The sequence below is a fragment of the Psychrobacter sp. W2-37-MNA-CIBAN-0211 genome (assembly GCF_040309405.1).
Classification (GTDB): domain Bacteria; phylum Pseudomonadota; class Gammaproteobacteria; order Pseudomonadales; family Moraxellaceae; genus Psychrobacter; species Psychrobacter glaciei.
In genome coordinates this window covers 82,754-109,482 of sequence record NZ_JBEOOU010000010.1, presented here as the reverse complement: position 1 = coordinate 109,482, position 26,729 = coordinate 82,754, and the positions used below count along the sequence as shown (strand labels likewise).

18 protein-coding genes are annotated in these 26,729 nt (G+C 42.1%); 8 read left to right on the top strand and 10 right to left on the bottom strand.

Features of this window, described 5'->3' with window-relative positions; all coding sequences use genetic code 11:
- Together AAEY72_RS10420 and AAEY72_RS10415 are read left to right on the top strand one after the other, a co-directional pair.
- The coding region (locus AAEY72_RS10420) for a winged helix-turn-helix domain-containing protein (RefSeq protein ID WP_352310470.1) at positions 1 to 171 on the top strand (171 nt) is incomplete at its 5' end.
- A 1-nt stretch (position 172) separates the two neighbouring features.
- Positions 173 to 1,642: an ATP-binding protein gene (locus AAEY72_RS10415; RefSeq protein WP_352310465.1), complete on the top strand. Its 1,470-nt coding sequence runs from the start codon at positions 173 to 175 to the stop codon at positions 1,640 to 1,642.
- A gap of 736 nt (positions 1,643 to 2,378) precedes the next feature.
- On the opposite strand, the gene AAEY72_RS10410 is transcribed toward AAEY72_RS10415, so the two are convergent.
- Positions 2,379 to 2,741: a hypothetical protein gene (locus AAEY72_RS10410; protein ID WP_352310464.1), complete on the bottom strand. Its 363-nt coding sequence runs from the start codon at positions 2,739 to 2,741 to the stop codon at positions 2,379 to 2,381.
- A gap of 35 nt (positions 2,742 to 2,776) precedes the next feature.
- On the opposite strand from AAEY72_RS10410, the gene AAEY72_RS10405 reads away from it, so the two are divergent.
- Positions 2,777 to 3,577: an SIR2 family NAD-dependent protein deacylase gene (locus tag AAEY72_RS10405; protein ID WP_352310463.1), complete on the top strand. Its 801-nt coding sequence runs from the start codon at positions 2,777 to 2,779 to the stop codon at positions 3,575 to 3,577.
- 88 nt (positions 3,578 to 3,665) lie between these two features.
- On the opposite strand, the gene AAEY72_RS10400 is transcribed toward AAEY72_RS10405, so the two are convergent.
- From AAEY72_RS10400 to AAEY72_RS10385, 4 genes are all read right to left on the bottom strand, one after another.
- Entirely contained in the window at positions 3,666 to 4,664 is a 999-nt protein-coding gene (locus AAEY72_RS10400) for an adenosine deaminase (RefSeq protein WP_352310462.1), read from the bottom strand.
- A 200-nt stretch (positions 4,665 to 4,864) separates the two neighbouring features.
- Positions 4,865 to 5,389, bottom strand: a complete 525-nt coding sequence (locus tag AAEY72_RS10395) for a TPM domain-containing protein (RefSeq protein ID WP_189586872.1) — start codon at positions 5,387 to 5,389, stop codon at positions 4,865 to 4,867.
- A 100-nt stretch (positions 5,390 to 5,489) separates the two neighbouring features.
- On the bottom strand, positions 5,490 to 6,692 hold the full coding sequence (locus AAEY72_RS10390) for a TPM domain-containing protein (protein WP_352310461.1): 1,203 nt from the start codon (positions 6,690 to 6,692) through the stop codon (positions 5,490 to 5,492).
- A 126-nt stretch (positions 6,693 to 6,818) separates the two neighbouring features.
- Positions 6,819 to 7,451 carry a LemA family protein gene (locus tag AAEY72_RS10385; RefSeq protein WP_010196576.1) on the bottom strand — a complete coding sequence of 211 codons (633 nt, stop codon included), beginning with the start codon at positions 7,449 to 7,451 and terminating at the stop codon, positions 6,819 to 6,821.
- Between the two features lie 1,014 nt (positions 7,452 to 8,465).
- Here AAEY72_RS10385 and AAEY72_RS10380 point away from each other — a divergent pair.
- Positions 8,466 to 10,013 (top strand): alanine/glycine:cation symporter family protein, encoded by a 1,548-nt coding sequence (locus AAEY72_RS10380; protein ID WP_010196574.1) that lies wholly within the window; start codon positions 8,466 to 8,468, stop codon positions 10,011 to 10,013.
- Positions 10,014 to 10,229: 216 nt separating this feature from the next.
- Here the strand turns inward: AAEY72_RS10380 and AAEY72_RS10375 are convergent, their stop codons facing one another.
- On the bottom strand, positions 10,230 to 10,835 hold the full coding sequence (locus tag AAEY72_RS10375; protein WP_352310460.1) for a fasciclin domain-containing protein: 606 nt from the start codon (positions 10,833 to 10,835) through the stop codon (positions 10,230 to 10,232).
- Between the two features lie 415 nt (positions 10,836 to 11,250).
- Entirely contained in the window at positions 11,251 to 11,805 is a 555-nt protein-coding gene (locus tag AAEY72_RS10370) for a fasciclin domain-containing protein (RefSeq protein ID WP_352310459.1), read from the bottom strand.
- Between the two features lie 536 nt (positions 11,806 to 12,341).
- On the opposite strand from AAEY72_RS10370, the gene metH reads away from it, so the two are divergent.
- The 4 genes from metH (at position 12,342) to AAEY72_RS10350 (ending at position 19,787) form a co-directional block, all read left to right on the top strand.
- A complete protein-coding gene (gene metH / locus AAEY72_RS10365; RefSeq protein WP_502945366.1) occupies positions 12,342 to 16,136 on the top strand; it encodes a methionine synthase in 3,795 nt (1,264 codons plus the stop codon).
- Between the two features lie 318 nt (positions 16,137 to 16,454).
- Positions 16,455 to 17,240, top strand: a complete 786-nt coding sequence (locus AAEY72_RS10360; protein ID WP_352310458.1) for an ATP-binding protein — start codon at positions 16,455 to 16,457, stop codon at positions 17,238 to 17,240.
- A gap of 89 nt (positions 17,241 to 17,329) precedes the next feature.
- On the top strand, positions 17,330 to 18,583 hold the full coding sequence (locus tag AAEY72_RS10355) for a hypothetical protein (RefSeq protein WP_352310457.1): 1,254 nt from the start codon (positions 17,330 to 17,332) through the stop codon (positions 18,581 to 18,583).
- A gap of 1 nt (position 18,584) precedes the next feature.
- Positions 18,585 to 19,787, top strand: coding sequence for a modification methylase (locus AAEY72_RS10350; RefSeq protein WP_352310456.1), 1,203 nt, complete (start codon positions 18,585 to 18,587; stop codon positions 19,785 to 19,787).
- 47 nt (positions 19,788 to 19,834) lie between these two features.
- On the opposite strand, the gene AAEY72_RS10345 is transcribed toward AAEY72_RS10350, so the two are convergent.
- The 3 genes from AAEY72_RS10345 to AAEY72_RS10335 form a co-directional block, all read right to left on the bottom strand.
- Positions 19,835 to 19,981, bottom strand: coding sequence for a DUF2256 domain-containing protein (locus AAEY72_RS10345; protein WP_352310455.1), 147 nt, complete (start codon positions 19,979 to 19,981; stop codon positions 19,835 to 19,837).
- A gap of 45 nt (positions 19,982 to 20,026) precedes the next feature.
- Positions 20,027 to 20,197: a DUF2256 domain-containing protein gene (locus tag AAEY72_RS10340; RefSeq protein ID WP_352310454.1), complete on the bottom strand. Its 171-nt coding sequence runs from the start codon at positions 20,195 to 20,197 to the stop codon at positions 20,027 to 20,029.
- 321 nt (positions 20,198 to 20,518) lie between these two features.
- Positions 20,519 to 26,677: a DNA repair ATPase gene (locus AAEY72_RS10335; protein WP_352310453.1), complete on the bottom strand. Its 6,159-nt coding sequence runs from the start codon at positions 26,675 to 26,677 to the stop codon at positions 20,519 to 20,521.
- Positions 26,678 to 26,729 lie beyond the last annotated feature (52 nt).

Sequence of the window (26,729 nt, the reverse complement as noted above, 5' to 3'; positions counted from 1 at the left end):
AATTTTGAAAATGATACCAATGTGATTGATGTGGCGATAAGGCGTCTTCGCATAAAAATAGATGATGAGCATGAGGCGAAGCTGATTCATACTGTGCGTGGTATGGGCTACCGATTGGAGGCGCTAGCTACTGAAGTCCAAAGTGGTGCGGACGGAGACTATTCTAAATAGCATGAACTATAAACTCAAAAATCGGCGCTGGTCACTGCTATGGCGAACTATTTTCTTATTGACAGTCTTTGTTATTATCTCTCAGATCATCATCTATGCGTGGGTGCAGCGCTCTGTGAGTGGACACTTTGAGCAAATGGACTCAGAGATTATCACCCATGCGGCTTTTAACCTGCGTAAACGCATGGGTGATGTTAACGATCACATAGAACCATTCACAGTGTCAAAGTCCCAATCACTCATTGATGACAATCACTTGCATTCCTCTTGGCTAGATTATGATTTAAAAACCTTAGTAGCAGATAAAAAAGGCAAATTATTATCCAGTGACCCTAGTAATTTCATTCATAATTTACCGCCCGATTTTAGCTTGTTATCACTATGGCAGGATCATCACGATCAGCAGTTTATGATCAAGATAAATAATAGGCATTACCGAGCAATTATTATTCGAAATCAAGAGGTTTTGGCGTTCATTGCATTACCTATCGATGTGCATCATCAATATCTTATCCAGTTTAATCGCCAGCTGACCTTGATACTTACTGCCATCACCTTATTATTGGTTTCAGTAGCGGCATTAAGTGTGTATTGGGGTTTTGCTCCTCTGGCCACTATCGTACAAAAAATGCAAGGCATAAACCTCCAAAGGTTAGACGAAAGAGTTGGGGTTGACGATATGCCGTTAGAACTGCGGCCACTAGCAGAGTCTTATAATTCGATGATGGTCAAGCTTGAAAGCAACTTTGAATCTTTGTCACGATTTTCAGACAATATCGCTCATGAGCTGCGTACCCCAATAGCGACGCTGAGTACACAAACGCAGGTCATGTTAACTAAGCCAAGAGAAGGCAACGAATACATCGAGCAACTACATCATCAGCATGATACGTTAGAGCAGCTGTCAGCCATGATAAACAATATGTTGCTACTGGCAAAAACTCAGAAAGGATTAAGTGACTCGCAAATTAGTCACGTAGATACGGACAGCTTAATCACCAAGCTCGTTGATTACTATGAAATGATTGCAGAGGATCGAGGGATAACTTTTGAAAGATCAGGCGAATTTAAGACAGTATTAGGTGATGAAGGCCTATTGCAGCGGCTGTTTGCCAATCTGATGTCAAATGCCATTTATTACGCAGCTAGTGATAGTACTATCATGATATCCGCTACCGTCCTCACCTCAACCACCTCACTTAATGTGGCTAAAGATGAGGTTCGACCCTCAAAGCAGCCATGGTTAAGAATAACTATGACCAATTGCTTAGACAAACCGTTAAACCAGAGTGAAGCTGATAAGTTATTTGAGCGATTCTATCGTCACGATAAGACCAGCCATCAGCACTCAGGTACAGGACTAGGGCTATCTATTGTTCAGGCTATCGCTAATGCGCATAAAGGTACGGTTAGTATCACTATCAAAGATGAGTATTTTTTTGAGGTTACTGTAGAATTATTGATGGCTTAACAAGGTAAATCAAAAGAAGATAATCTAAAAACGTTTTTGTCAAAAACTCAATATCAGTGTATTTGCAAGTGTAGTCCAGAACAGTTTCTTCAACGCATTCGAAAACTCGTTAAGATCTAAACTACGGCTGAAATGCCTGACTATTTTTTCGAAATTATAACAACCCATTTCTACAGTAATTTATTCCGATATTACTTTGATGAGTTAATAATTCGCTTAATCAGTAATTTATGAAAAATTTAAGTATAAAATACATACATTAAAACCATAAATAATGATTAAACTTTATACTTAACTAGTGACCAAAATTGATATTCACGTTGCTATAAACTCCTTTAAAATACGCTAAACGTCATGCTGATAAATCCTTTATATCCCTTTAATTATATAGTATGGTAGGTTATTATACATTAACGCTATTTAACAAAATATGGTGGTTCTAGCCTCCGAAGCCGAGGGTCGTGGGTTCGATTCCCGCCGAGCGCACCAATTATACTGTTTACAACCTCACTCTATCACTTCCTTAGCACTACCCTAAATAAACTGTCTATACCTATCAAACCTACACTTTAGAATGTTTGCGGTTTTTCTGTGCCCGTATACTTCTGAGGCTCTCACCTGTAGTCGGTTCGGTATAATTTGGATACAAGGAAGCCGAGTGAAAGTACTACAAATAGTAGACTGAGCGAGACTGACACCGTACCCAATTTATAGAGAATTGACTGTATAGCAAAATTTACTCTGCCTCTTGTAGATTTGCAGCCAGTTGGTCACGGCTGGGAGTTCGATGATAATTAATCACTGGTATCTCACCTAGACGGCGCTGACTTGCAGCAATCTTCTTATCAATCGTAATCATCGCGACTTTCTTGCCTTGTTTGCTAACGAGTAAATGATTTGCCTTACGTGTGACTCGATAATCAGGAAAGTACTGCTTTAATAGCGCTGTTGTTTTTTGCAGAGCATCATTAGGTGTGGCATTTTTTGATTTTGCGCCACTATATTTTTCTCCTACTTTTGCCCCGCGCGATTTTGCCGCGAACCATAAGGCTGCGATGACAGCGAACAATATGACAAGCCACCAAATTCCGTCTATCATAAGAAAAAATATCCATTATTAGCAAGGGTTGGCTCATGTTAGCAGAATTATCACCAGCGTTAATAGCAGAAGTAAAACTTGCGGCAAAACTGTTGGCAGCGAAACAGCAAATTTGCATTTTGACTGGCGCTGGCATTTCAGCAGAAAGTGGTATCCCGACGTTCCGAGACAAGCAGACAGGATTGTGGGAGAACTACGGAGTCGAAGACTTAGCCACCCCTGAAGCGTTCACTCGTGATCCAAAGCTCGTGTGGTCATGGTATCAATGGCGCAGACAGCTGGTAGCAGATAAAGCGCCAAATCCAGCCCATCATGCGTTGGCTCAGTGGCAATACCAGGCGCAAACTTCCGATCAGCAAGTGACTCTCATTACTCAGAATGTCGATGATTTACATGAGCAAGCTGGTAGCTCGGTGACTCATTTACATGGTCATCTGTGGCGCAACCGCTGTGGACAATGTCAGACACCCTATCAAGATCAACCAAGAACTTCATACGATAACCGAAACACCATGAGCTTCAATGAGGTACTGCTGACCTGCCCGCATTGTGGTGGCTATATCCGACCGGATATTGTTTGGTTTGGAGAAGCCTTACCCATACAAGCATGGCAGATTGCAGAAGAAGCAGGGGCTAATTGCGATGTATTTATCAGTATTGGCACATCAAGTCTTGTTTACCCTGCCGCAGATCTCGCACAGCTAGCCAAGCAAAATGGTGCCAAGATTATAGAGATAAACCCCGACCCGACGCCAAACACCATCGTTGATATCACTCTAGCAGAAAAGGCTGGTGTGATACTGCCGCTGCTTATAGAAGAAATTACTGCTTTATAAGTATGGGTATAAAATGAATAATAAAAAAGGCTTAACGATTGATATCAACCGTTAAGCCTTCACTGCTAAAAAATAAGCGCATTAAAGCTTATTTCAACGCAAGATCAACCTTCGCTAAGTAGGATTCTTTTAACTCATCACTGATAAATGAGGAGTTAAAGGAGTTCTTTACTAAAGTAACAACATCGTCTTCCGTTAGCGGTAAGTTTTCGCATATATTTATAAAGTTCTGATTCATATAACCTTTGAAATATGCTGGATCGTCTGAATTGACACTAATGTTCAAACCATAATCCAGCAGCTCTTTGATATTGTGTTCTTTATAATTTTCAAAGACCTTGAGTTCGATATTTGAGTTCGGACAAACTGTCAGCGGCATTTGCTCGTCTTTGAGCCTTTGCATCAATTCTGGGCTTTTTATAGACTGCACACCATGATCGATTCTATTAATCTCTAATAAATCCAAAGCTTCATATATATATGAAAAATCTGCCTCTTCACCAGCATGAGCGACCAGCTTAAAGCCTTCTTCTTTGGCTTTTTTGAATACTTCTTTAAATTTTGATGGCGGATTGCCCAATTCTGATGAATCAAGACCAACACCGATGATATCGTTTTTGAACGCCAATGCTTGCTCTAAGGTTTCAAACGCCTCTTCTTGTGATAAATGTCTTAAGAAGCACATAATGATGCAAGACGTAATACCATACTTTTCTTCAGCATCTACGAGCGCTTCTTTGATACCAGTGATTACAGCTTCAAAAGACACACCACGTTCGGTATGCGTCTGTGGGTCAAAAAATATCTCTGTGTGAATGACATTGTCTTCAACACATTTAAGAATATATTCCCACGTCAAATCATAAAAATCATCTTTTGTGAGCAGGACATTGGCACCCGCATAGTAGATATCTAAAAAGGTCTGCAAGTTGGTGAAGTTATAAGCATTGCGTACATCTTCTATGTCTGTATAAGGAATCTCTACTTGGTTTTTTTTCGCCAATCTAAACATCAGTTCAGGTTCTAGCGAGCCTTCAATATGTAGATGAAGTTCCGCTTTTGGTAGCTTCTTTATTAACTCAATCATAGTGTTCCAGTAATGGTTTTTGATAAAGGCTTTTTTTTGAGGATTGCTCTCTATAAATGCGTCTGGCTATAGATGTGTTTGGAAGCGCCCTCTTGTTTAAAAGTCTATTATATTTGGATTTCGCCTAAAACCCTATAGATTAAGATCAAAACGTCCTACCTTATTATAAGCATCACTTCATAAATGCTACTTCATAAACGCTATTTCAAAAATACCACGGTATCGGACAGCTCATTACCTGCTGGGTTATTCTCAAGATGATAGTACTGACGCAATACCTGCCCAACTTCGTCTAATAATTCAGCCAAGCTCTCTTCGGTGTTTTTATTGGCGATACCCGACACGGCTTTTTCACACATCGCCCGCCAGACTGTGGGGCTCACATGAGCGCTGATACCGCGATCCGCGACTATCTCTAATTGATGCTCACAGATATTGACATAAACCAAGACACCCGTGTTTTCTTCGGTGTCCCACACTCGATACTCGCTAAACAAATCCACCGCACGTTCGCGACAGTCGATATGATAAGCATCCTGAGTCGGCAGGTGGTTTTCTATAATTAAAAACACTTCTCCACGATGGCCACGCTCTGCGCTAGTGACCTCATCTGTCAAACGGGCTTTGGCTTCTGCTGTCAGCCATTTGCTGTGCAACAAAGGCACGAATAAGACCTGACGCCACCAGCGGGCAAAACTGGCTTTTGGAGCATTGTTTTCTGACATTTAATTGTTTCCTCACAGACATCATTTTTGCAGGTTGTTTGCGTTTGTTTTACTGCGGCTTCATTTGCTTGGTTTTTACTAACCAATTTTTAATAGTTACTTACCATGAGCCACCAGCACCGCCACCGCCGAAACCACCACCGCCGCCGCCAAAGCCGCCACCACCGAAACCTCCACCGCCAAAGCCGCCACCACTTCCACCGCCCATACCGGGTAAGAAAATCATACCGCCGCGTCTTCTGCCACCTTTACCGCCGCCACCTTTGCCACCACCGCCGCCGCGTGAGATCAAAAACAGCCATATAAATATCGCCATAATCAATGTCATAAAGAACCCGCCGCCCAGTGCCAATGAACCAGCAAAAAACCCACCTGCGGTAATGATAGAACCAAATACTCGGCCTAAAATATTGGTGATAAAACTACCAAATATCATTGCCATAATAAATAAGAAAATAGGTGATGGTAGCTCATCTGAGCCTTGTTGAACGTTACGTTCCGCAGCTTGAGCATCGGCACGGGCCAATACGTCAGGATCAGCAGTTAGGCGCGTTTTGAATGCATCAACACCAGCGATTATCCCCGCACCATAGTTATCTTGCTTAAACAATGGCGTGATGTCTTCACGAATAATACGGTTGACCGCAGCATCTGGTAACACACCCTCTAGCCCATAACCCGTTAGGACATACATATCACGGTCATTGACTGCGACGACAATCAGCAAACCATCATCGATATCTTTATCACCCAACTGCCATTTCTCTGCAACCTGCAAAGCATAGTTAAAGATGGGCAAACCATTGGTAGTCGGCACAATGACAACGGCTGCCTGCGCCAAACCTTGTTGATAGATACTTCTGAGCTGCGCCTCTAAGCGCTGCTTTTCTTGCGGGTTTAAAATATCGGCTTGGTCAATAACAGGGCTGTTTAATATGAGCTTGTCGGCATCGACACTCTCAGCATTTGATTGAACAGCTGGCTTAGCAGGCGCTCGTGTTGCTGGATTTTCACTATTAGCCGTGTCATTGTCAGCCGCATTAGGGTTGATCGCATCGTTGCCCAGTATGGCTTCGTTAATTGCCTCGTTACCCAGTACCGCATCATTTATGGCTTCGTTGGACTCGCCTGCTTTGGCAATCGCTACCAAATCCTCGACACTGCGGTTTTGCAGATTCGAGGGGCTGTTTGAGCCACTATCGGTAGCCACTGCCGCATCATTAGGTGCTGCATACAGCACTGGCGCACTACTGATGCTCAGTGTGAATAGTAATACTGATAAGATTGCTTTTGAATGATTCATCTAATCTATACCACCTCAAATGACGTCTGTGCTGAATGAATGGCGACTACTGCAATAACTATGAGCTTCGTTTATCTTTTAAGCATCAAGCCTTATTATGCATCGTACTTTTTTATGCACCATACTTTACTGAACAGCTGCTGCATCGTCGTCGCCAAAATCAACACTGGGTGCTGTTGAAATGGCTTCTTCGTTGGCTACTGTAAAGTTTGGCTTGGTATCTAGACCAAATACTTTGGCAGTGATATTGGTTGGAAATTGACGCACCGTCGTATTATAGCTTTGTACTTCTTGAATATAGCGGTTACGAGCAACGGCGATACGGTTTTCCGTGCCTTCTAGCTGTGCTTGCAAATCTTGGAACAAGGCATCTGACTTTAGATCAGGATAGCGCTCAGAGACAGCCATTAGACGCGATAAAGCGCCAGTCATCTGCTCTTGCGCAGCCGCATAACGCTCCATAGCTTCAGGGTCATTGAGCACCTCAGGGGTCACGGTGATACCACCGGCACGTGAGCGCGCTTCAGCAACTTGGGTAAACACCTCTTGCTCTTGCTCTGCGTATTGCTGTACGACTTTGACCAAGTTTGGCACTAGGTCTGAGCGGCGTTGGTATTGGTTGACTACTTCTGACCACGAAGCCGTTACCTGCTCATCTTGTGCTTGCAGATTGTTATAACCACAACCCGTCAAACCAACAGTAGAAGTCGCTAATACTGCTGATAGCAACATGGGTTTTACAATGGATTTACGCGTCATCGTTGTCTCTCCTAATAATGATAAATAACAAATACCTAGTAACACGTTTTTTTACAGCTGATATAACCACTTGTTCAACCATCCTGTACGTCTATTTATCCAGTCCATCAACTGCTACTTTATTCAATAGAATGATAGTCGTCAGTAACGGTTACATTTTATAGCCTACAAGACATTCTGCCAATAATGGGGATATAACCCACTTTTTACAATTCATCGTTACCAAAACACAACCGCCACGCTTAATCATATTGGCATTTATACTTGCTTACACTATGGTTATATTTATCCAAAAGCCTAATTATGTTGACTAATAAACCATTTCGCTCTGGACTGTGGGTAAAAAAATAATGTAGCAGTTACAAAACTCCTTTGTTTCATCGCTATTTATTGTGGGGTCTGTCGTCTCAAACATCGAGATATCCTGCTACTCTTAAAGAAATTTCTAGTAATTGTGCCAAAAATATGGCAAATTGCAGTTACGTAGCCGTACGGTTTGAATACATTTGGTAGTGGACTTATCGTTTGTTTAGTATTAGAGGATTACGAACGTCTGGTTAACTCTGTTCAGGGATCGCCAAAGCCTCAACTTACAAATCGACAAGCTTTTACCAGTGTAGCCAATCGATACGACTCATAGCAAGTTGAATGCTATCACTTTACTGATAAGTATTTAATTATATAACCGCCTGTTTTATCCGCTGGTCCATTTATAACAGCTATTGCGTCGATGACGTAATGACTGGATGTACCGCATAATGAAGACAGCAAAGGATTGCAACTGCAGCTCATTTTGAAATTGACTCTGATGAGCGGTATACACATGGTCAGTGTTGCGAATAGGCCAAGCGGATAAATACAGACAACTACAGTCCATTCTGAGTGGCTAAGTACATATAAGACTTAACGAGATGTGTAAGTCTATGCAGGCAAACTAAGTGAGCCACTAGAGCAATTGGTTGACGCCGGTATTATTATTAATAGCCACTTTGAGACAGTATTAGGAATATACATATGGAAGGTTTAGTCAATTTAGTAAACGGAATTATCTGGAGCCCTGCACTGATCTATCTGTGTCTGGGTGCGGGTCTGTTTTATTCCATTATGACGCGCTTCGTACAAGTACGTCTATTCGGTGAAATGATCAAGTTACTATTCACCGGTAAATCTAGCGCACAAGGTATTTCATCATTTCAAGCACTTGCCGTCTCACTCGCAGGACGCGTGGGTATGGGTAACATCGCTGGGGTAGCTGCTGCTATCGGCTTCGGTGGTCCAGGTGCAGTATTTTGGATGTGGGTTGTGGCCTTCTTAGGGGCATCTACTGCCTACGTCGAGTCTACCCTTGCACAGATTTACAAAGAAAAAGATGTGATTACTGGCGAATATCGCGGTGGCCCTGCTTATTACTTTGAGCGTGCCCTTGGTCAAAAATGGTACGGTATTCTCTTCGCCATCGCCTCTATTTTAGCTTGCGGTATGTTCTTACCAGGCGTACAGGCAAACGGTGTTATCAGTGCATTCGCACAGGTGATGGGTGAAGGTACTATCATGAACGTCGGAGGCCTAGAAGTTGGCTCTATGCGTTTAGTGGCACTAGGTATCATTCTAGTCGTTCTAGGTATCATCATCTTTGGTGGTATTAAGCGTATTGCAACTTTTACCGAGTTTGCTGTACCTTTTATGGCACTAGGTTATATCGTTTTAGCCTTAATTATTATGTTCTCTAACGTCAGCTTGATCCCAGATGTATTTGGTATGATCATTGGTGATGCATTCACTGCACAAGCAGGTTTCGGTGCTGCTATTGGTTGGGGTGTAAAACGTGGTATTTACTCTAACGAAGCTGGACAAGGTACTGGCCCTCACGCTGCTGCTGCTGCTGAAGTTGAGCATCCATCACAGCAAGGTTTAGTACAGGCATTCTCAGTATATGTCGATACGTTGCTAGTCTGTTCTGCTACCGCCTTTATGATTTTATCTACAGGCATGTATAACATTCAAGGTACGCTTCCAGATGGTCAGTTCATCGTACAGAATGTTGCTGCTGGTGTTGAGATTAACTCACCTGCCTTTACGCAAATGGCAATGGAATCTGTCTATGGCACCTATGGTAATACCTTTATTGCCATCGCAGTATTCTTCTTTGCCTTTACTACGATTTTGGCTTACTACTACATCGCTGAAGTAAACGTGGCTTACTTGACTCGCTTCCTCGGTCGCGGTGCCAATAAAACTGGTCTATTCTTAGTCAAAATTCTAATCATGGTGATGGTTGCCTACGGTGGCTTGAATTCAGCTGGTTATATCTGGGCTATTGGTGATATTGGTGTTGGCCTCATGGCTTGGCTCAATATTGTTGGTATTTTGGTCATCTTCATTGTGGCTCGTCCAACATTGACTATGCTAAAAGATTATGAAGCTCAGCGTAAAGCTGGCGTGAAACGCTATAGTTTTGATCCTGCCAAATTTGGTATCAAAAACGCACCTTATTGGGAAGAGCGTCATCTAGCTGAACAAAAAAGAATGAACGCAGACCCACTACGTAAAGACAACGTATAATCTTCTTTAGTTTAGTACTGCTACACCCTACTCATTGCGTATAAAAAGCCCGAGACTATTGTCTCGGGCTTTTTTGTGCCGATACCCTTATAGACCGTCGTAAAAAATACCAAGATAAATATATTGGCACAAAAAAGCCCAGCTCAATGGCTAGGCTCTTTCAGTATTATCTATACGTCAACTACTGATAAGTCATGACCAGTAGTCTGTAAAAAATTACTCAGGCATTAATACTGCATCGATAGTGTGTACCACACCATTGGTTGCCATTATGTCAGTACCAGTGATGTTAGCCGTTCCACCAGTAGCATCTGTAATGACGTTAGCATCGCTAATAGAAATCGTTGCGCCGTTAGCGGTTTTGATATCAGTAGCGTAAGGGATATCAGCAGCTTTAACTTCCATAGGTACTACATGGTAAGGAAGTACTTTCTTAAGTAGATCAGTGTTGGCCAATAACTCTTCTTTAGTCACGCCTAACTTCTCTAGTACTGGAGCAAAAGCATCGTCAGTTGGGGCAAATACTGTGTATTTGGTATCTTCCATCAACATAGTATCAAGACCAGCGGCTTGAAGCGCTGCTGTAAGGATAGTTAGGTTCTCATTGCCTGCCGCTATTTCAGCGATAGTCTGTGTAGCTTCCATGTCAGTCATTGGCTCTGCTTCAACCATTGGATCAGCTTCAGCAACTGGCTCAACTGCCATTTCTTCGGTGGTAACTTCAGGCTCAACTGGATCAGTAGCGGCTTCTTTGTCACTACAAGCAGCTAGTGACATGGCGGCTGTAACTACGGCGATAGATAGTAAGTTTTTCTTTAACATAGGTATTTCCTTGTAGATAATTAATTAAATAATGTGATTAACAAATATTCATTTTAAATAAAGATAAAAGTGACTGATATCTTGCAGACAGTACCGACTACTTATTATCCAGTCCTGATATCAAATTCGCTATATCGATAACTATAATTCTAACGGTTTAATTTTTAATTGGTACTTACTTAGGTAGCAACACTGTATCAATCACGTGTACGCTGTTGTTGACTTTTATTCTAGATATGGCGTATTGGCGATATAACTGCTTTATAATTGCTAATACGCTACTTTGAAGTAGCATTATTTGACATGCTATATATCTAAAAACGCCATTATCTGATTATTAACTCATACAGATAACGGCTGTTATTGGTTCAATCTCTACCTCATAGAAAGTAGAGATATCAGGTTTTAGTTATTCTTATTTAGGTAACAATACTTTATCGATCACGTGTACCACACCATTGTTGGCAGCGATGTCAGTTTTCAAGATGTTAGCTGTGCGGCCATTTTCATCCATCAACTTACCTTCTTTAGTTACCATCAAGGTATCTTTGCTGGCTGTCATGACATTACCAGGCTTAACGTCTTTAGCGTACATGGCCATATCACCACTCACGACGTGATAACCTAATACCTTAGTTAACAAAGGCTTGTTAGCGAACAACTGCGCTTTGGTCATACCTGTTTCTTGTAATGCTTGCATAAAGGCAGCATTGGTCGGTGCAAATACAGTGTAATGAGCGTTTGGATCAGACAACATGTTTCCCAAACCTGCCGCTTGAACCGCTTCTACCAATACTGAAAAATCAGGGTTGCTCTGCGCCACTTGTACAATGTTCATTTTTGCCATAGATTGGCTATGCATTGGTGCTTTCATATCAGCGCTTTTGGCTGGCATTATATTATTACAGGCGCTTAGGCCAACAATTGAGACAGCCAATGTACCGATAGTAGCAATTTTGGTCAATTTCATAACATTTTCCTTAATGATTGAATCATTCTTGATTATTGTATTACTGACTTACAGAGTAGATAATTGGCTTTAGAATGTGTTGATTGCGCTATTGATAATATTTACCAAATAGTAATGACAATGAACACTTGCTTGTAAGTTTTTCTTACCAACAGCCAACTCTTCTGAAATTAAATTAACATATAGAAAAGCCTTATGAATTCACTTTTACGCTACTTTTTGTCGTAGGCATGTAAGTTCTGTCGGACTTTTAATAGTCTTGATAGGTTTTAACCTTAAAAACAAAGCTTTATGTAATCTTTAAACGAAATGATAGTCATTTGTGCCTATTTGTTTTATGCAATAAACTCCATACCTGATGGCTCAAAAAGCAGATATTGTATCTGCCATATTGCCAAAGAGGAATAAGCACTATCCCGCGTGGGATATTATTTTCATGCTAAAATAATGCGGATTTGCCTATTCCTTTTATAAAATTTTGCACCCTATCTGTTATTCCTTCCTTTTATGACATTGACGATATAAGCAGCGCTCCTATGACTCAAACGATTACTTCTCAACATGACGCCACCTCTAGCTCAGCGCAATCTGCTGATGATTTTATCCTCACGCCACCTGCCGTGTTTCCTTACAAGAAACAACAACTGACCGCACGTGCCCGTATCACTGAGCAAATGGCCTCAAGAATTTTGATGTTAGACGGCGCGATGGGTACGCAGATTCAAACCTATAAATTAGAAGAAGCAGATTATCGCGGTGAGCGCTTTGCGGATATAGACCAAGATGTGCGCGGCAATAATGATTTGCTCGTACTCTCGCAACCACAAATGATCATAGATATCCATAACGATCATTTGACTGCTGGTGCGGATATCATCGAGACCAATAGCTTCAATGGTACGCGTCTATCGATGGCCGACTACGACATGGAGTATCTGGTACCTGAGCTAAATAAGACGGCAGCTCAACTTGCCCGCAGTGCAGCAGATGCGTTCACTGCCAAGACACCTGACAAGCCACGTTTCGTCGCTGGTGTCGTGGGCCCTACCTCACGCACGTGCTCGCTATCACCTGATGTCAATGACCCTGCCTTTCGTAATATCACCTTTGATGAGTTGGTACTCAACTACCGTGAAGCGACCTTGTGCTTGATAGAAGGCGGTGTCGATCTTATTTTAATCGAAACTATTTTTGATACGCTCAATGCCAAAGCGGCGATATTTGCCATTACTGGTGTGTTTGATGATATTGGTTTTGAATTACCGATTATGATTTCGGGTACGATTACTGATGCGTCAGGTCGTACCTTATCAGGGCAAACGGCTGAGGCCTTTTATAACTCAATTCGCCACGCCAAACCATTATCGGTTGGCTTCAACTGTGCGCTTGGTGCCGATGCGCTGCGTCCACACATTCAAACGTTATCTAATATCGCCAATACCTATGTGTCAGCGCATCCAAATGCAGGCCTACCCAATGAGTTTGGTGAATATGATGAAACGGCTGATGAAACCACTGCTCTGCTGGAGGGCTTTGCCAAAGCGGGCATCTTAAATATCGTGGGCGGCTGTTGTGGTACGACACCAGAACACATTCGCCAAATCGCGAATATGGTAAAAAACTATGCACCGCGTGTGATTCCTGAAATCGCCCCTGCCTGCCGCTTGTCTGGACTTGAGCCATTTACCATCACAGCAGACAGCTTGTTCGTCAACGTGGGTGAACGTACCAACGTGACAGGCTCTAAAAAGTTCTTACGCTTGATCAAAACGGAAGCCTATACCGAAGCACTCGATGTCGCCCGCGATCAGGTAGAAGGCGGCGCGCAAATCGTCGATATCAACATGGATGAGGGCATGCTCGACTCCAAGCAGGCGATGATTCATTTCGTCAACTTGGTATCAGGCGAGCCAGACATCAGCCGTGTACCGCTCATGATTGACTCGTCTAAATGGGACATCATCGAAGAAGGCCTAAAACGCACGCAGGGCAAATCTGTCGTCAACTCTATCTCGCTAAAAGAAGGTCATGCTGAATTCGTCGAGCGTGCCAAACTGTGTATGCGCTATGGTGCTGCCGTTATCGTCATGGCATTTGATGAGGATGGTCAAGCTGATACTTACGAGCGTAAAATCCAAATCTGTCAGCGCAGCTATGATGTGTTGGTCAATGAAGTTGGTTTCCCTTCTGAAGATATTATTTTTGATCCGAACATTTTTGCCGTTGCCACTGGTATCACTGAGCACAACAACTACGGTGCTGATTTCATCAACGCCACTAAGTGGATTACTGACAATTTGCCAAACGCCATGGTATCGGGCGGCGTGTCTAACGTGTCGTTTAGTTTCCGTGGTAACCCTATCCGTGAAGCCATCAACTCTGTCTTCTTATTTCATGCGATTACCAATGGCCTGACAATGGGTATCGTCAACCCAGCCATGCTTGAGTTATACGATGATATTCCAAAGGAAGCGCGTGACGCTATCGAAGATGTCATGCTCAACCGCAACCAAGGCGAAACAGGTCAAGACGCAACTGAACGCCTGATGACAGCTGCCGAAAACTATCAAGATGGTGGCAAGAAAAAAGAAAGCACGGTCGACATGAGCTGGCGCGAAGGCACCGTCGAAGCGCGTATTGCCCATGCGCTGGTCAAAGGTATTACCACCTTTATCGAAGCCGATACCAAAGAAGCGTGGGAGAAATATCCCAAACCGCTAGAAGTCATCGAAGGCCCACTCATGGACGGTATGAATATCGTCGGTGATTTATTTGGTGCCGGTAAAATGTTCCTACCGCAAGTGGTCAAATCTGCACGCGTGATGAAGCAGTCAGTCGCGTGGCTAAACCCGTATATCGAAGCCGAAAAAGTAGAAGGCGAAGTAAAAGGTAAAATCCTGATGGCGACCGTCAAAGGCGACGTGCATGATATCGGCAAAAATATCGTCGGCGTGGTGCTTGGCTGTAATGGTTATGACATTGTCGATTTGGGCGTGATGGTCCCTTGTGAAAAAATCCTCGATACCGCCATTGCAGAAAAAGTCGATATCATCGGCCTATCTGGTTTAATTACCCCAAGTCTCGATGAAATGGTCTATGTCGCCAAGCAAATGCAAGAGCGCGGCATGACGCTACCATTGATGATTGGCGGTGCCACCACCTCTAAAGCACATACCGCCGTCAAGGTTGAGCCGCAATATCAAAATGATGGTGTCATCTACGTCACTGATGCTTCACGCTCAGTCGGTGTGGTCACCAAGCTGCTATCAAAAGAGCATCGTCAAGCGCTGATCGATGAGACACGTGAAGAGTACGTCAAAGTACGTGAGCGTCTGGCCAAGCGTCAGCCAAAAGCGGCCAAGATCTCTTATGCGAACTCGGTCAAGATTGGCTTTCAGTACGATTGGGAAAACTATGTGCCACCAGTGCCTAATAAGTTAGGCCAAGTGATATTGGATGATTACCCTATCACCAACCTACTGCCATATATCGATTGGACGCCGTTCTTTATCTCTTGGGGACTGGTCGGTAAGTATCCGAAAATCTTGCAAGACGATGTGGTCGGCGAAGCGGCACGTGATTTATTTGATAATGCCAATGAACTGATGCAAAAAATGATCGATGAGAAATCACTCGTGGCCAAAGGCGTGTTCAAAATCATGCCTGCTCGCCGTACTGGTGCCGATACGGTTACAGTCTATGACAACGCGCCTGCTGATGGCGGCAAACCGACCTATCAGTTTGAACACTTACGTCAGCAAAGCGACAAAGCCAGTGGCAAGCCTAACTTTAGCTTGGCAGACTTTGTCTCAACATCAGAGACGCATACCGATCACTTGGGCGGCTTTACCGTCTCAATCGTCGGTACAGAAACACTCGCTGAAAAGTACAAAGCGGCAGGTGATGACTATAATGCCATCATGGTACAGGCACTGTCTGACCGTTTAGCTGAAGCATTCGCTGAGCATCTACACGAGCTCATCCGTAAAGAATACTGGGGCTATCAACCGACCGAATCACTCACCAATGATGAGATGATCAAAGAGAAATACGTCGGCATCCGCCCTGCGCCTGGCTACCCTGCTTGTCCTGAGCATACCGAAAAAGGCAAATTGTTTGACTGGCTCGGTACGGTAGATGCTATCGGTACAACGCTAACCGAAAGCTATGCGATGTGGCCTGCGTCATCGGTCAGCGGATTCTATTACTCGCATCCTGATAGTGAATACTTCAACGTTGGTAAAATCAGCCGTGACCAGTTAGAGAGTTATGCTGAGCGTAAAGGCTGGGATATGAAGACTGCTGAGAAGTGGTTAAATCCGAATTTGTAGGAACGTAAACGCAGTTAACGCTTAAATAATTTATAGTTATTTTTTGGCTTACTCATTTGATATGGGTAAGCCATTTTTATAAAATATTGGAAATTATCTTACTTCAATCCTGTTGCAGCCTTACCTAGTGCAATATTTAGTGTATGGCATAACTTTAGCGGTGCGTTGGTTGCGAATATTTTTGTTAAGAGAGATAGCAAGACGAATTTGCATCTTTAAGTAAGCATTAAGACCGATTAGTTGAAATTAATTAATTTGGATAGCTAAACTTAGATATTCAGGCTAAAATGTAAACAAATGTGTATCTAGGAATGGTTTATGAAGTCTATCCCTGTTAAAGTGAGCGGAAATATAATTAATGAACTGTCTGAAAAAGTTCCTAGTTATATGTTTGCTATCAACGAAGTTCTCAAAAATAGCTATGATGCTTGTGCAACCAAAATTGAAATTTCGTATGATTTAGATAATCATGTTATTCAAATTCATGATAATGGGCATGGCATGTCTGAAAGCAACTTACAGTCTTTATTTCACATTGCTAAAAGCAGTAAAACATATGGGAAAATAGTTTGTGGAAATAGATACCAGCAGGGTGAAAAAGGACTAGGTTTATTAGCCGTCTTCAAGTTTGGAAATAGAGTCAAATGGCAGACTACTCATCAATCTTATAGTGGGGCTCTAAGTTTTGAAGTGTGTAAGAATGACTTAACTTATTTAGATGACATTAGTGATTTTAATATCCCGATTAAATCAGTGGAAGTTAATGAAAATTTCAAAGGCACTTTAGTAAAAATATCATGCGATCAAGACGATGAATTAGATATTATAGATAAGTTCTTTATATCTGATATAAACACGAAGAAATTTACAAATTTGTTTTTGGATAGTGGTGTTGAAGTCACTTTCAATCTTGTAGGTAGTAAAGTAGAAAAATTCGAGACTAACACTACATCCTTAAATGATGCTCTTAATGATAGTGAAAACTTATGTCTATTTAGTGTCTATTTTAACTCTAATAATGGAAATTTAGTTACATTCAAAAGTGGGAAATACAGCACAAAAATCAACTTTAACAAAAAAAACTCCCTAAAGACATCACTTTAAAAACTGAATTACGAATCCTTAGTTTAAAAGGTTCAGGTGTAAGAAATGTAGATTCTTTGTTTCAACTAGTTCGTAGTAAACAATCCAGTTTGCGACCTTTAGTATATTTCAATAAAGTACTATTTAATAACTATGACCTTTTCAACCCTGAAATATCTCGTGCTGTTCAATCATCAAAATCTTTACCTCAGATTATTGGGTTTTTAGATTTAGTAGTTACAAATCCTAAAATAACGTTCAACCCTGATAGAACAAAACTAATCGAAAACTCTATTGTCTCAGAATTGGAAGAGTATTTACTTGAGTTAAATCTTTTTATACAAGAAGAAGCTTCAAAGCTGCGTAAAAAAGGCTTTCCCAGTTCTGATAGTATGTCTGAATCTGACGACATGTCTGAATCTGACGACATGCCTGAATCTGACGACATGCCTGAATTTGACGACATGCCTGAATTTGACGACACGCCTGAATCTGACGACATGCCTGAATCTGATGACGCACCTGAATCTGATGACGCGCCTGAATCTGATGACGCGCCTGAATCTGATGACACGCCTACCTATAATAGATTAGGTTTTATTAAGCTCATCAAGAGCAAGCATACTGTCAACTTCTATCACTCTTCTCCTACAATAGATTTACTTACTTTCATAGATGTAGCTTACGATAGCAACCAGTGTATAGTTCATAATGATTCTGTCATTGTATACGTCGATGGTCTCGAGTCAGTTGATAAATGTATATCTGATGTATCTAACTCAAGTCAAAGCATTATAGTTTATAAGTTTTTTAAAAACTCAAAGATTGTAGTAAGTCCAGAACTAAAATTAACTTTTAATAAAAAAACATTTTCTCTACAATCTACTAATCTTGAGGAATCTTTAATAAATTCCTTTAGTTTCGAGTATGAACTGACTTTACCTATCGTTGGCGAGCTTATTCAACAAATTAACGAACTATGGTCTATCAATAAAAATTATAAAATTATCATTGCTACCTCTCTAAGAGTTATTTTTGAGCTGTGTTGTAAGTTCTTAGAAGATTATGATTCTAGTATCATCACTAAAGGCAAGCTTGAAGATAAAGTTTTTGAAACTGTTTCTTATATTAAAAACTATAAAGGAAGTGATAAAAACTTCTATAAAAACCTTAATAATTCCTACACTACATATGATAACTATTTTGAACCAAATATTTTTAGCAGCAGTGTCAAAAGATCTAATTTAGGCTCTCACGGTGCTACAGACAAATTGAATAAAGAAGACATTGAGATAATAGCAGAACATGCAGGCTATTTTGCTCAACTCGTTGATGCATATTTGAAAGATAAAGGCTATATTTAATATGAACATTTCTTTTCAAGACTATCGTAAAGATGATATACATGGTGTTAGCCTTTACCCCGCTACTATGATCGCACCTGTACAAAATTTAGTAATGAAAAGTATTATTGAAACTGATGAAATAACAACTGTTTACGACCCTTATCATGGTTCTGGCACATCTCTATATGAAGCTGTTAAAATTGATGATAAATGTGAGGTCTATGGTTTTGATATAAACCCACTTGCTAACCTCTTGACTTATATCAAGCTTAAAGGTGTAACCAAGAATATTTTAGAAGACATCAATACTGTTAAAGAATTAGTTAAAACTGCTCCTGACATTCCTTTAGAGTTTGATAATATCGAGAAATGGTTTAGAAAAGATATTATAGTCAGCTTATCTAAGATAAGATGGTCGATAATTCAAATAAAAAGTAAAAGAAATAGATTATATTTTTGGTCAGTTTTCTCAAAGTTAGTCAGAAAGTATAGCAATTCAAGATCATCAACCTATAAGCTACATATTAGGAACAGCGAAGATATATTTAAAATAAAAAATAACGTAATCGGAGAGTTTCTAACCGAAATCAAAGTAAATGCAAAAAAGTTCAATATTAAAGCGAAGCACGTTAACCTTATAAAAGGTGATGTTCTTAAGTTAGGTTATAAAATTAAACCTAATTCAATAGATTTGACAATAACTAGTCCACCATATGGAGATAACCAAACTACTGTTACTTATGGTCAATTCTCATCTCTTCCTCTTTTTTGGATTGATAAGAAAGACCTAAAACTTGAAGGCTGGGAACTCGATAACTATTCAATAATTGATAGAAAGAGCCTTGGTGGAAGCAATAAAAATCAACTTTCAGAGATAGGGATTGAGCTAATCTCCCCCTATTTATCTAAGATCGGTCAAATCAAACAAAAAAAAGTTATAAATTTTTTTGCGGACTACTTTATATCTCTTGATCATATATGTGATGTAACTAAGAAATATATTGTAATGACCTTAGGAAACCGCACAGTTGATGGTACAAATATTGATTTAACATCTATAACATCTAAATACCTTGAGATAAAAGGTTTCGAAAATTTGCAACTACTTGATAGAACCATTCCGAATAAGAGAATGGCATCTATAGTTTCGTATAAAGAAGGAAATCCTATTTATTCCATGAATAAAGAATATGTAATTATACATAAGAAAAAATTAATTTAGTTATATTAAATCCCTTAATACTGATATTTTTATTTTTTAATACCAACTTAATCTGCTTTATCTTTCCCTCGCCGACACCGCTCAGAACAATAAACCACCTGCTCCCAATCTTTCTCCCATTTCTTACGCCACGTAAACGGGCGCTGGCAGACGGGGCAGTTTTTTTGCGGTAGGTTTACTTTTTTATGTGCCATCGTCTGCTCCCTTATGTCTATATAGCTCTACTTCATTATTAACGTCTACTTCTCTTCTTTTTGATGATCCAGCCCTTCATACTTTTTCACCCGTCGGCATTGGTCTGAGCAATAGACCATGCTCTCCCAGTTTTTATCCAGCTTCTTAGTCCAACTAAATTCGCGCTCGCAGACAGGGCAAAGTTTTTTGCGGACGTTCTTCTTTTTGTGCGCCATAATTTTCTCATTGGTTTGATATAGTCGATTCACTACCATCGGATACGGTGTCAGTCTTGCTTAACCTACTGTTTGTAGCAACCTTACTCGCTGTCATTGTATCCAAAGCAGCTGTTGCCAACTATATTACCATTGTCTCTTAATCATAAGCCCTATTTATACGTGCTATTCATAAGTGCTGTTCATAAGTGCAAGTCATCAGCATTGCTCATAAGCCTTAATAATTAAGCATTAACGCTTAATTATTAGCCATCAATCATAGCTGTTAACCAGTAGTGACTAATCGTCAGCTATTAATCAGTAGTTATTAATTATCAGCTATCAATCATAGTCATCAAAGATTTTATTAAGTCTATTGAGACTATTAACGATGAGCTTGCCAGATTGATCAGTACTGCTATCGATGAGTAGTTTCTCATCCATCCGCATTGTCAGTGGCTCTAATGCTTGCTTGAGGGCAGTTGCCATAAGCGCGGTCTGCTGAGTGATGTCAGGCGCATCGCTACCTACAGTTTGATTCTCTTCATTTTTAATCAGGCTTTCAGTCAAACTATTAGACAGACTATTCGCCATTTTCTGTGCCAGTTGTTCAACGGCATTGACCAGCTGCACCATCAGCGCTTTTTGCACCTCTTGGTTTTGCTTGAGATACTCGCCTTCTACCTTCTCAGCATTGTGATCATGCTTATATATTTGCATCAGCTGATTCAGACTTTTTTCAAAGCCGTTATCGATGCTATCGCTGACGACTTTGGCATTATTAACGACGCTATCGGCAAGTATTTTCTGTGCTTCTAATTGGGCGTTTAACTGTGCATCGAGTTGCGCTTGTTGTCCTGCTTCTCGTAATCGAGCGATTTGCTCCGGATCATTTTTCGTTAAGTATTTTTCAAACTGGCTACTGATGGCATTGAAGCCACTGGCCAAATCAACCAATTGGGCGACGATACGCGCGCCTGTATCGCCATCTTCACCGCCCATGGCTTTGTTACGCAAGAAGTCGGCTTTGATTTGCGCCCAACGCTCCATTTCCGCTTCGGTCAAGACACCGCGCATCTCACCAAGCTTGAGCAGATTACTCTCTGCGCCTTGGGTCAATAGCTGCGACTCGCCCAGATAGTGGTCATCTATCAGCTGATTCAGCTCACTCTTATTCATGACCGCCGACAGCTTTTCGGTCATCTTGTTCATATTACGATAACTGCCCTGTAGCTTAAATATCGGTTCAACACGATACTTGTCATCTTGCGAAGCGGAGGCAATATAGGCTTGGTTGACGTCTAGAATGACCTCTTGCACCGTAAACATATGACGCAAGATCGCGACAATCTCATTAATCTCTGAGGTGCTATACGGATAGGTCAGCTCGCTGCTTTGGGCTTGGGCGAGATTGGCATTGTCCGCTTTTGCCATTTTGATGAGACGATGAACGTCCGCTAAATCACGGTTGGCCAGTGGTGCGAGAACGGTGTTAGAAGTGAGCGAGTTTTCGATATAACTAAGCGCAAACACTTCTTCCATGCCGCTCATGATATCGCCTAGGTTGTAGATATCGGCACGGTTGGCAAGCATGTCAGGCACTTTAAATGCCTCGCCGCTCTCGGTATATGGGTTACCTGCCATGACCACGCAGAATTTTTTGCCACGCATGTCATAGGTTTTGGTTTTGCCTTGCCAAACACCATCGATACGGCGCGTACCATCACCGAGTGAGATAAACTTCTGTAAAAATTCCGCATGTGTATGCTGAATATCATCGAGATAAAGCATGACATTATTGCCCATCTCAAAAGCTAAGTTGATTTTATTCAGCTCTTCTCGTGCGGTGGCATTGGGCGCTTTTTCAGGATCTAAGGACGTCACATCATGACCAAGTGACGGACAGTTAATCTTCATAAAGATAAGGCCAAGACGGTTTGCCACATACTCCATCAAGGTGGTTTTACCATACCCTGGTGGCGATATCATCATGAGAATACCCATCAAATCGGTACGCTTATCCTCGCCGACCGTGCCCATCTGTTTCGCAAGGTTATCACCGATAAGTGGCAGATAGCTCTCGTTAATCAGACGGTTACGCACAAATGAGGATAGTGGACGCGGCATAAACTCGTCCAGTCGCAACGTCTCTTTTGAGTCATGTAATATCTCTGAGCGCATGGCCAAATAACGTCTATAGGCAGGAATGACTTGGGTATCATGATGATGCAGACGATTTAAAAAATCATCAACGGCAAAGGTTAAGGTCTGCTGATGGATACGCGCATGCTCACCTAGCAAATTATTGACTTGTATCTCAAGCGACACCTTACCCGTGCTACGCTCAAAGCTTTGCACTTGATTGAGCGGGTTATTAATACTGGTCAATGAAGGCGTTGATGAGGTAATTGATGAAAATGACAAGGCTGATGGTGTGCCACTTGTGCCTTGATTACCTAGTCCGTTACTGCCCAACCCTTTATTGCCTAGCCCTTTATCAAAGCTAGCACCTGAGTCAATAAGGCGCTGCACTAAAGCTTCACGTTGAGCATCGTTCAATTGGGTGAGTAAAACGGCTATTGCCTCCGGCACATAATGACGGCCACTTTCTAATTGCTGCTTGCGTAGCGCTTCTTTTTCTTGACGCTCAGCAAGCTGCACTTCACTGAGTGTCTCGCCTGTCTCATCCGTGCCATCAACTGATGCACTATCCGACTTAGTACCACCATAGGTTTTATCAAGTAAGGCATGAAACCATGTTGCCAATAGCTCATAGGCTGATTTGGGTTGAAAGCCAAGCTTGCCGATTGAAGACTGTAGTTGGTCAAAATTGGCGGTATTTTGCGTGCCACCTGATGCGCTATTCAACGTTTGGCTTAGCTGCTCACACAACTGCTGCGCTTGTTGACTGGTTTGCCAGTTTATTGTGTTATATGCGCCTACATTGGTTTCAACCGCCTGCCCCATCACACTAACCAAATATTCGCAGGCAAGCTGGACATAGCTTGGTTTGAAGATATTAGCGCCGTTATCAACGCTATCATCTTTATCAATGCTAGCACCGTTATCAGCGCTAAAACTGTCATCATTATGAGCCATAACAAAATGACGCATGACTTGGCTCATGTCCTCGACCAATAGCGATTTGGCCGTATCACTGCCCAATGCACGGCGCAGTTGCTCAGCGGTAGCTGCTCTATCTGTCCAGTTATTTGCGCGTGTCAGCACTGATTCATTTAGCCATTTGTCATAACCAAACTGGCGTAAGCTATCTAAGCCAAGCGCTTGTACGATATTCAGCTGCCAGTAAAATAACTGCGCCAAGGCACGTACTTGCGGGGTATAAATCAGCAACCCTGCCTCGCGCAAAGTCGGTAATATTTGCATCAGTAATAACGTAGCATCATGATCATGAATACCTTTGTCATAGCCTAGCTGATAGCGAGGGGTAGCATAAGCTTTGACCAGTTTAGACAATGGACTGTCATTATCAATATCACCATTAACATCAAGAGTAATGACAGTCGCATCGTATGCTTGATATAGACGGGCTTCGGTTAGGCCGTCTTGGCTGTTTTTGGCACTTTCGATAATGCTATAGGCCAAATACTCGGCGCGGTACACTTTGTCAGACTCGGAGGCGATATTCATGTCCCAATACGGGCGTAAGGCATTTAGCTCAGCATTATTAAGCACTTCATAATAGTCGGTACCCGTTAGATGCAAATTCAGCACACGCTTGCCATCTGACTGTTGACGACTCAATAAGGTCAAATCCAGTGGCTGAGTATTAACCGAAAAACGATGCTTACCCAGTTTGATGATTTGACCACCATCTTCAAACAAGTCCGACTTGTCTTTTAGACTCTTGTAGCTCTCGATTTGAATGGCTTTTAGACGGGCATCAATGTCATCTGCTTTGACGCTAAAGCCCATCGCTTGCAGCTCTTTTGCGATGTTACGGACTTTTTGCACCAGACCATCAGCCGCAAAATACGTATTTAGTGCTTCTTCCTCTGTAAAGCCTGTGACGCCAGTGCTTTGCGTGCGCTTCTTGATACTCTCAAGCATCCGCAGCGCGCCATCACCCAAGTTTTGCGCTTTACGGTTACGAGCATCGAGCAATTGCTGCTTATGATTTTCAAAGGTCTCGTAAATCTCTTCACGTTTACTGATGATATCGGCTAAAAACTGATCACCACTGTTGGTCTCTGGATCAGCGAATTGGCTCTCTAACTCTTCCAACTGTACTAGCAATTTTGCCATTTGCTCGTCTGATTTCTCAGGCGTATTGGCAATGGATAAGGCGTTGGCAATGGACTGACCAAACAGCTTAAACTGCGCGCCAAATTGCGCCACGGCCTCAGCAGAGCCTAGATTTTTGCGTTTATGATTAAGCTTGGCTTTGCTCTGATTTAGGCTGGCATAAATGGTCGATATGTCATCGATAATTTGCGTGCGTACTGTGGCATCGGCAACATCTAATGTGCCTAGCAACTCGGTCAATAAATCTAACCCTTGCGCTGTCTCATCGATTTTTTCTAGTACGGGTTTTAGCTCAGCATTGGTTTCTGCGGTGTTTAAGCGCTCACTGACATCGACCAATATGCCTTCGTAACTCGAAAGCGCTTCTTCGCCACTTAAAAATAGCACGGTTTTTTCAGCCAGCTCGCTTTCGGCTTCTTCTAACTGTGTCTGTAATGCTTGTAGCTTATCGGCATCTAGATAGCGCAAATCTTCCAAGCTGACCAAGCGACCTTTTTGGCGTCTTAACGCTGATAACTGATCGACATAATCACTGGCAGACTCAAAGCTAGTAACGCGTATCTGCCGCAAAATCTCACCTTGCTGTGTATCAGCATCGGCTAGCGCGGTTTGGGTTTGCTTTTGGATACTTTGTACTTTGGCAAACTCATCAATCACCAGCTCAGCCGTGGCCGTCACTTCTTTAATACTACTGGCGACGTCGCTCAGCTCAGGTTCAGACAACCAGTAATAGCTATCAAAGAGTCGGCTGGTATTATTGGTAAGCTCTTCATAGAGCTTCTGTGACACGCTTTGATTATCAATCAGGCGAGTAATGCTATACAGGTCTGAGATACCACGCACCAATTCTTTATTACCGATTTTGCCATAAAAACTCGTGCTCTCTGGCAACTCACTCACATACTCGTGTGAGGCATAAGGCGTGTGCCATATCTGCATTGGGTGAATACGAGATGGCTCGCTTTGGTCACTAAACAGTACCAAACGGCCATTCTCTGCCAAAGCCATACCGTTACAATAGATAGGGTTTGCCAATTGTTTTTTAATCAAGTTATAAGGAAACAGTCCCGTGACGCCCAAGTCTCGGTCGTAAAATAAGAATAAAACATCTTCCCCATTTGGCGATACAATTTTACGCTTAAACCGTAAGTCAGTAGCGCCAACGTTATTGGCCTCGAACAGCTTATACTCACCTGTCTGTAGATAGTAACCACCCGGAAACATGATGCCGTGGTCTTCTGGTAGCTGAACACATGACTGTCCAATCGCATCCAATCGCAGCACCGCTTCGGTCAAGGTGTTATAAACAAAATAACGGTAATCCTCTTCACGATATGGCAATATCTTAAGCAGTATTAGACTACCCACTTTGGCATAAGCAATCTCAGCATCCGTCAGCGACTGGGTGCGGTCATTGACCGGTTCGCTATAAATACCTTGCCCTGACTGCGTATTGTCCTCAATCTTGATGGTCAAATCGCCACCGACGGTTTCTACAAATATCGTGTCTAAGATATTCATATGGGGATATTTGCCATTCACCATTTGATCGCGTGTGGTCTCAATCCAGTCAAAACCATAAGCAGGCGGCAGTTCAATGTCACGCTCGCCTCGATTGTCCACATAAGCGACTTGCGCCGACTCTGGTGTACCTTGGCTAAAATCTAACGCAAAACGGAACACTCGAATATCGGTGATGCGCTCGCCAATCTGAAACGCCAACAGCAATTTGCTGTCTTTCACCGTTATTTGAATCAGGCGCGTTTGCTTGTAATATCGATACAACTCATTGAAATCTTGAACAAAGGCATCTTGAGCTAAAAACGTCCCTTTTAAGTCAACCTCTTCGAGCTGATACTCTTCTTCATTACCAGTTGGCTCGTTCAGACGATATAACGACAATACGTCTTTTATATTGCTCGCACGTTTGAGCCCCATAAAAACGTTGTAGCCAAACAGCAAATAATCGCCGACCTGCACCATGTCTTGTGCCACACAGTTGTACTCGGTACGAATACGAGTACGGGCGATGACTTGCATTTGAGTGCTGCCAAACTCTTCGAGACGCGCATTATTTAGCGTCTGTGTCTGCGTCTCTAAACGACCGCCTTGTTCTGTCAGACGTTTTTTGATGAGCTCATAAGCATTGCCTGAAGCAACGGCCTGATCGGTTTGGTTGGCTTGATTAGCGTTATCATTGCTGTCTGAATTTGTTGAGTTTTGCGTGTCCGCCATCGTTGCTCGTCCGTTTCTGTTTTTACATAATATAGTCAATCCTTTATAAAAG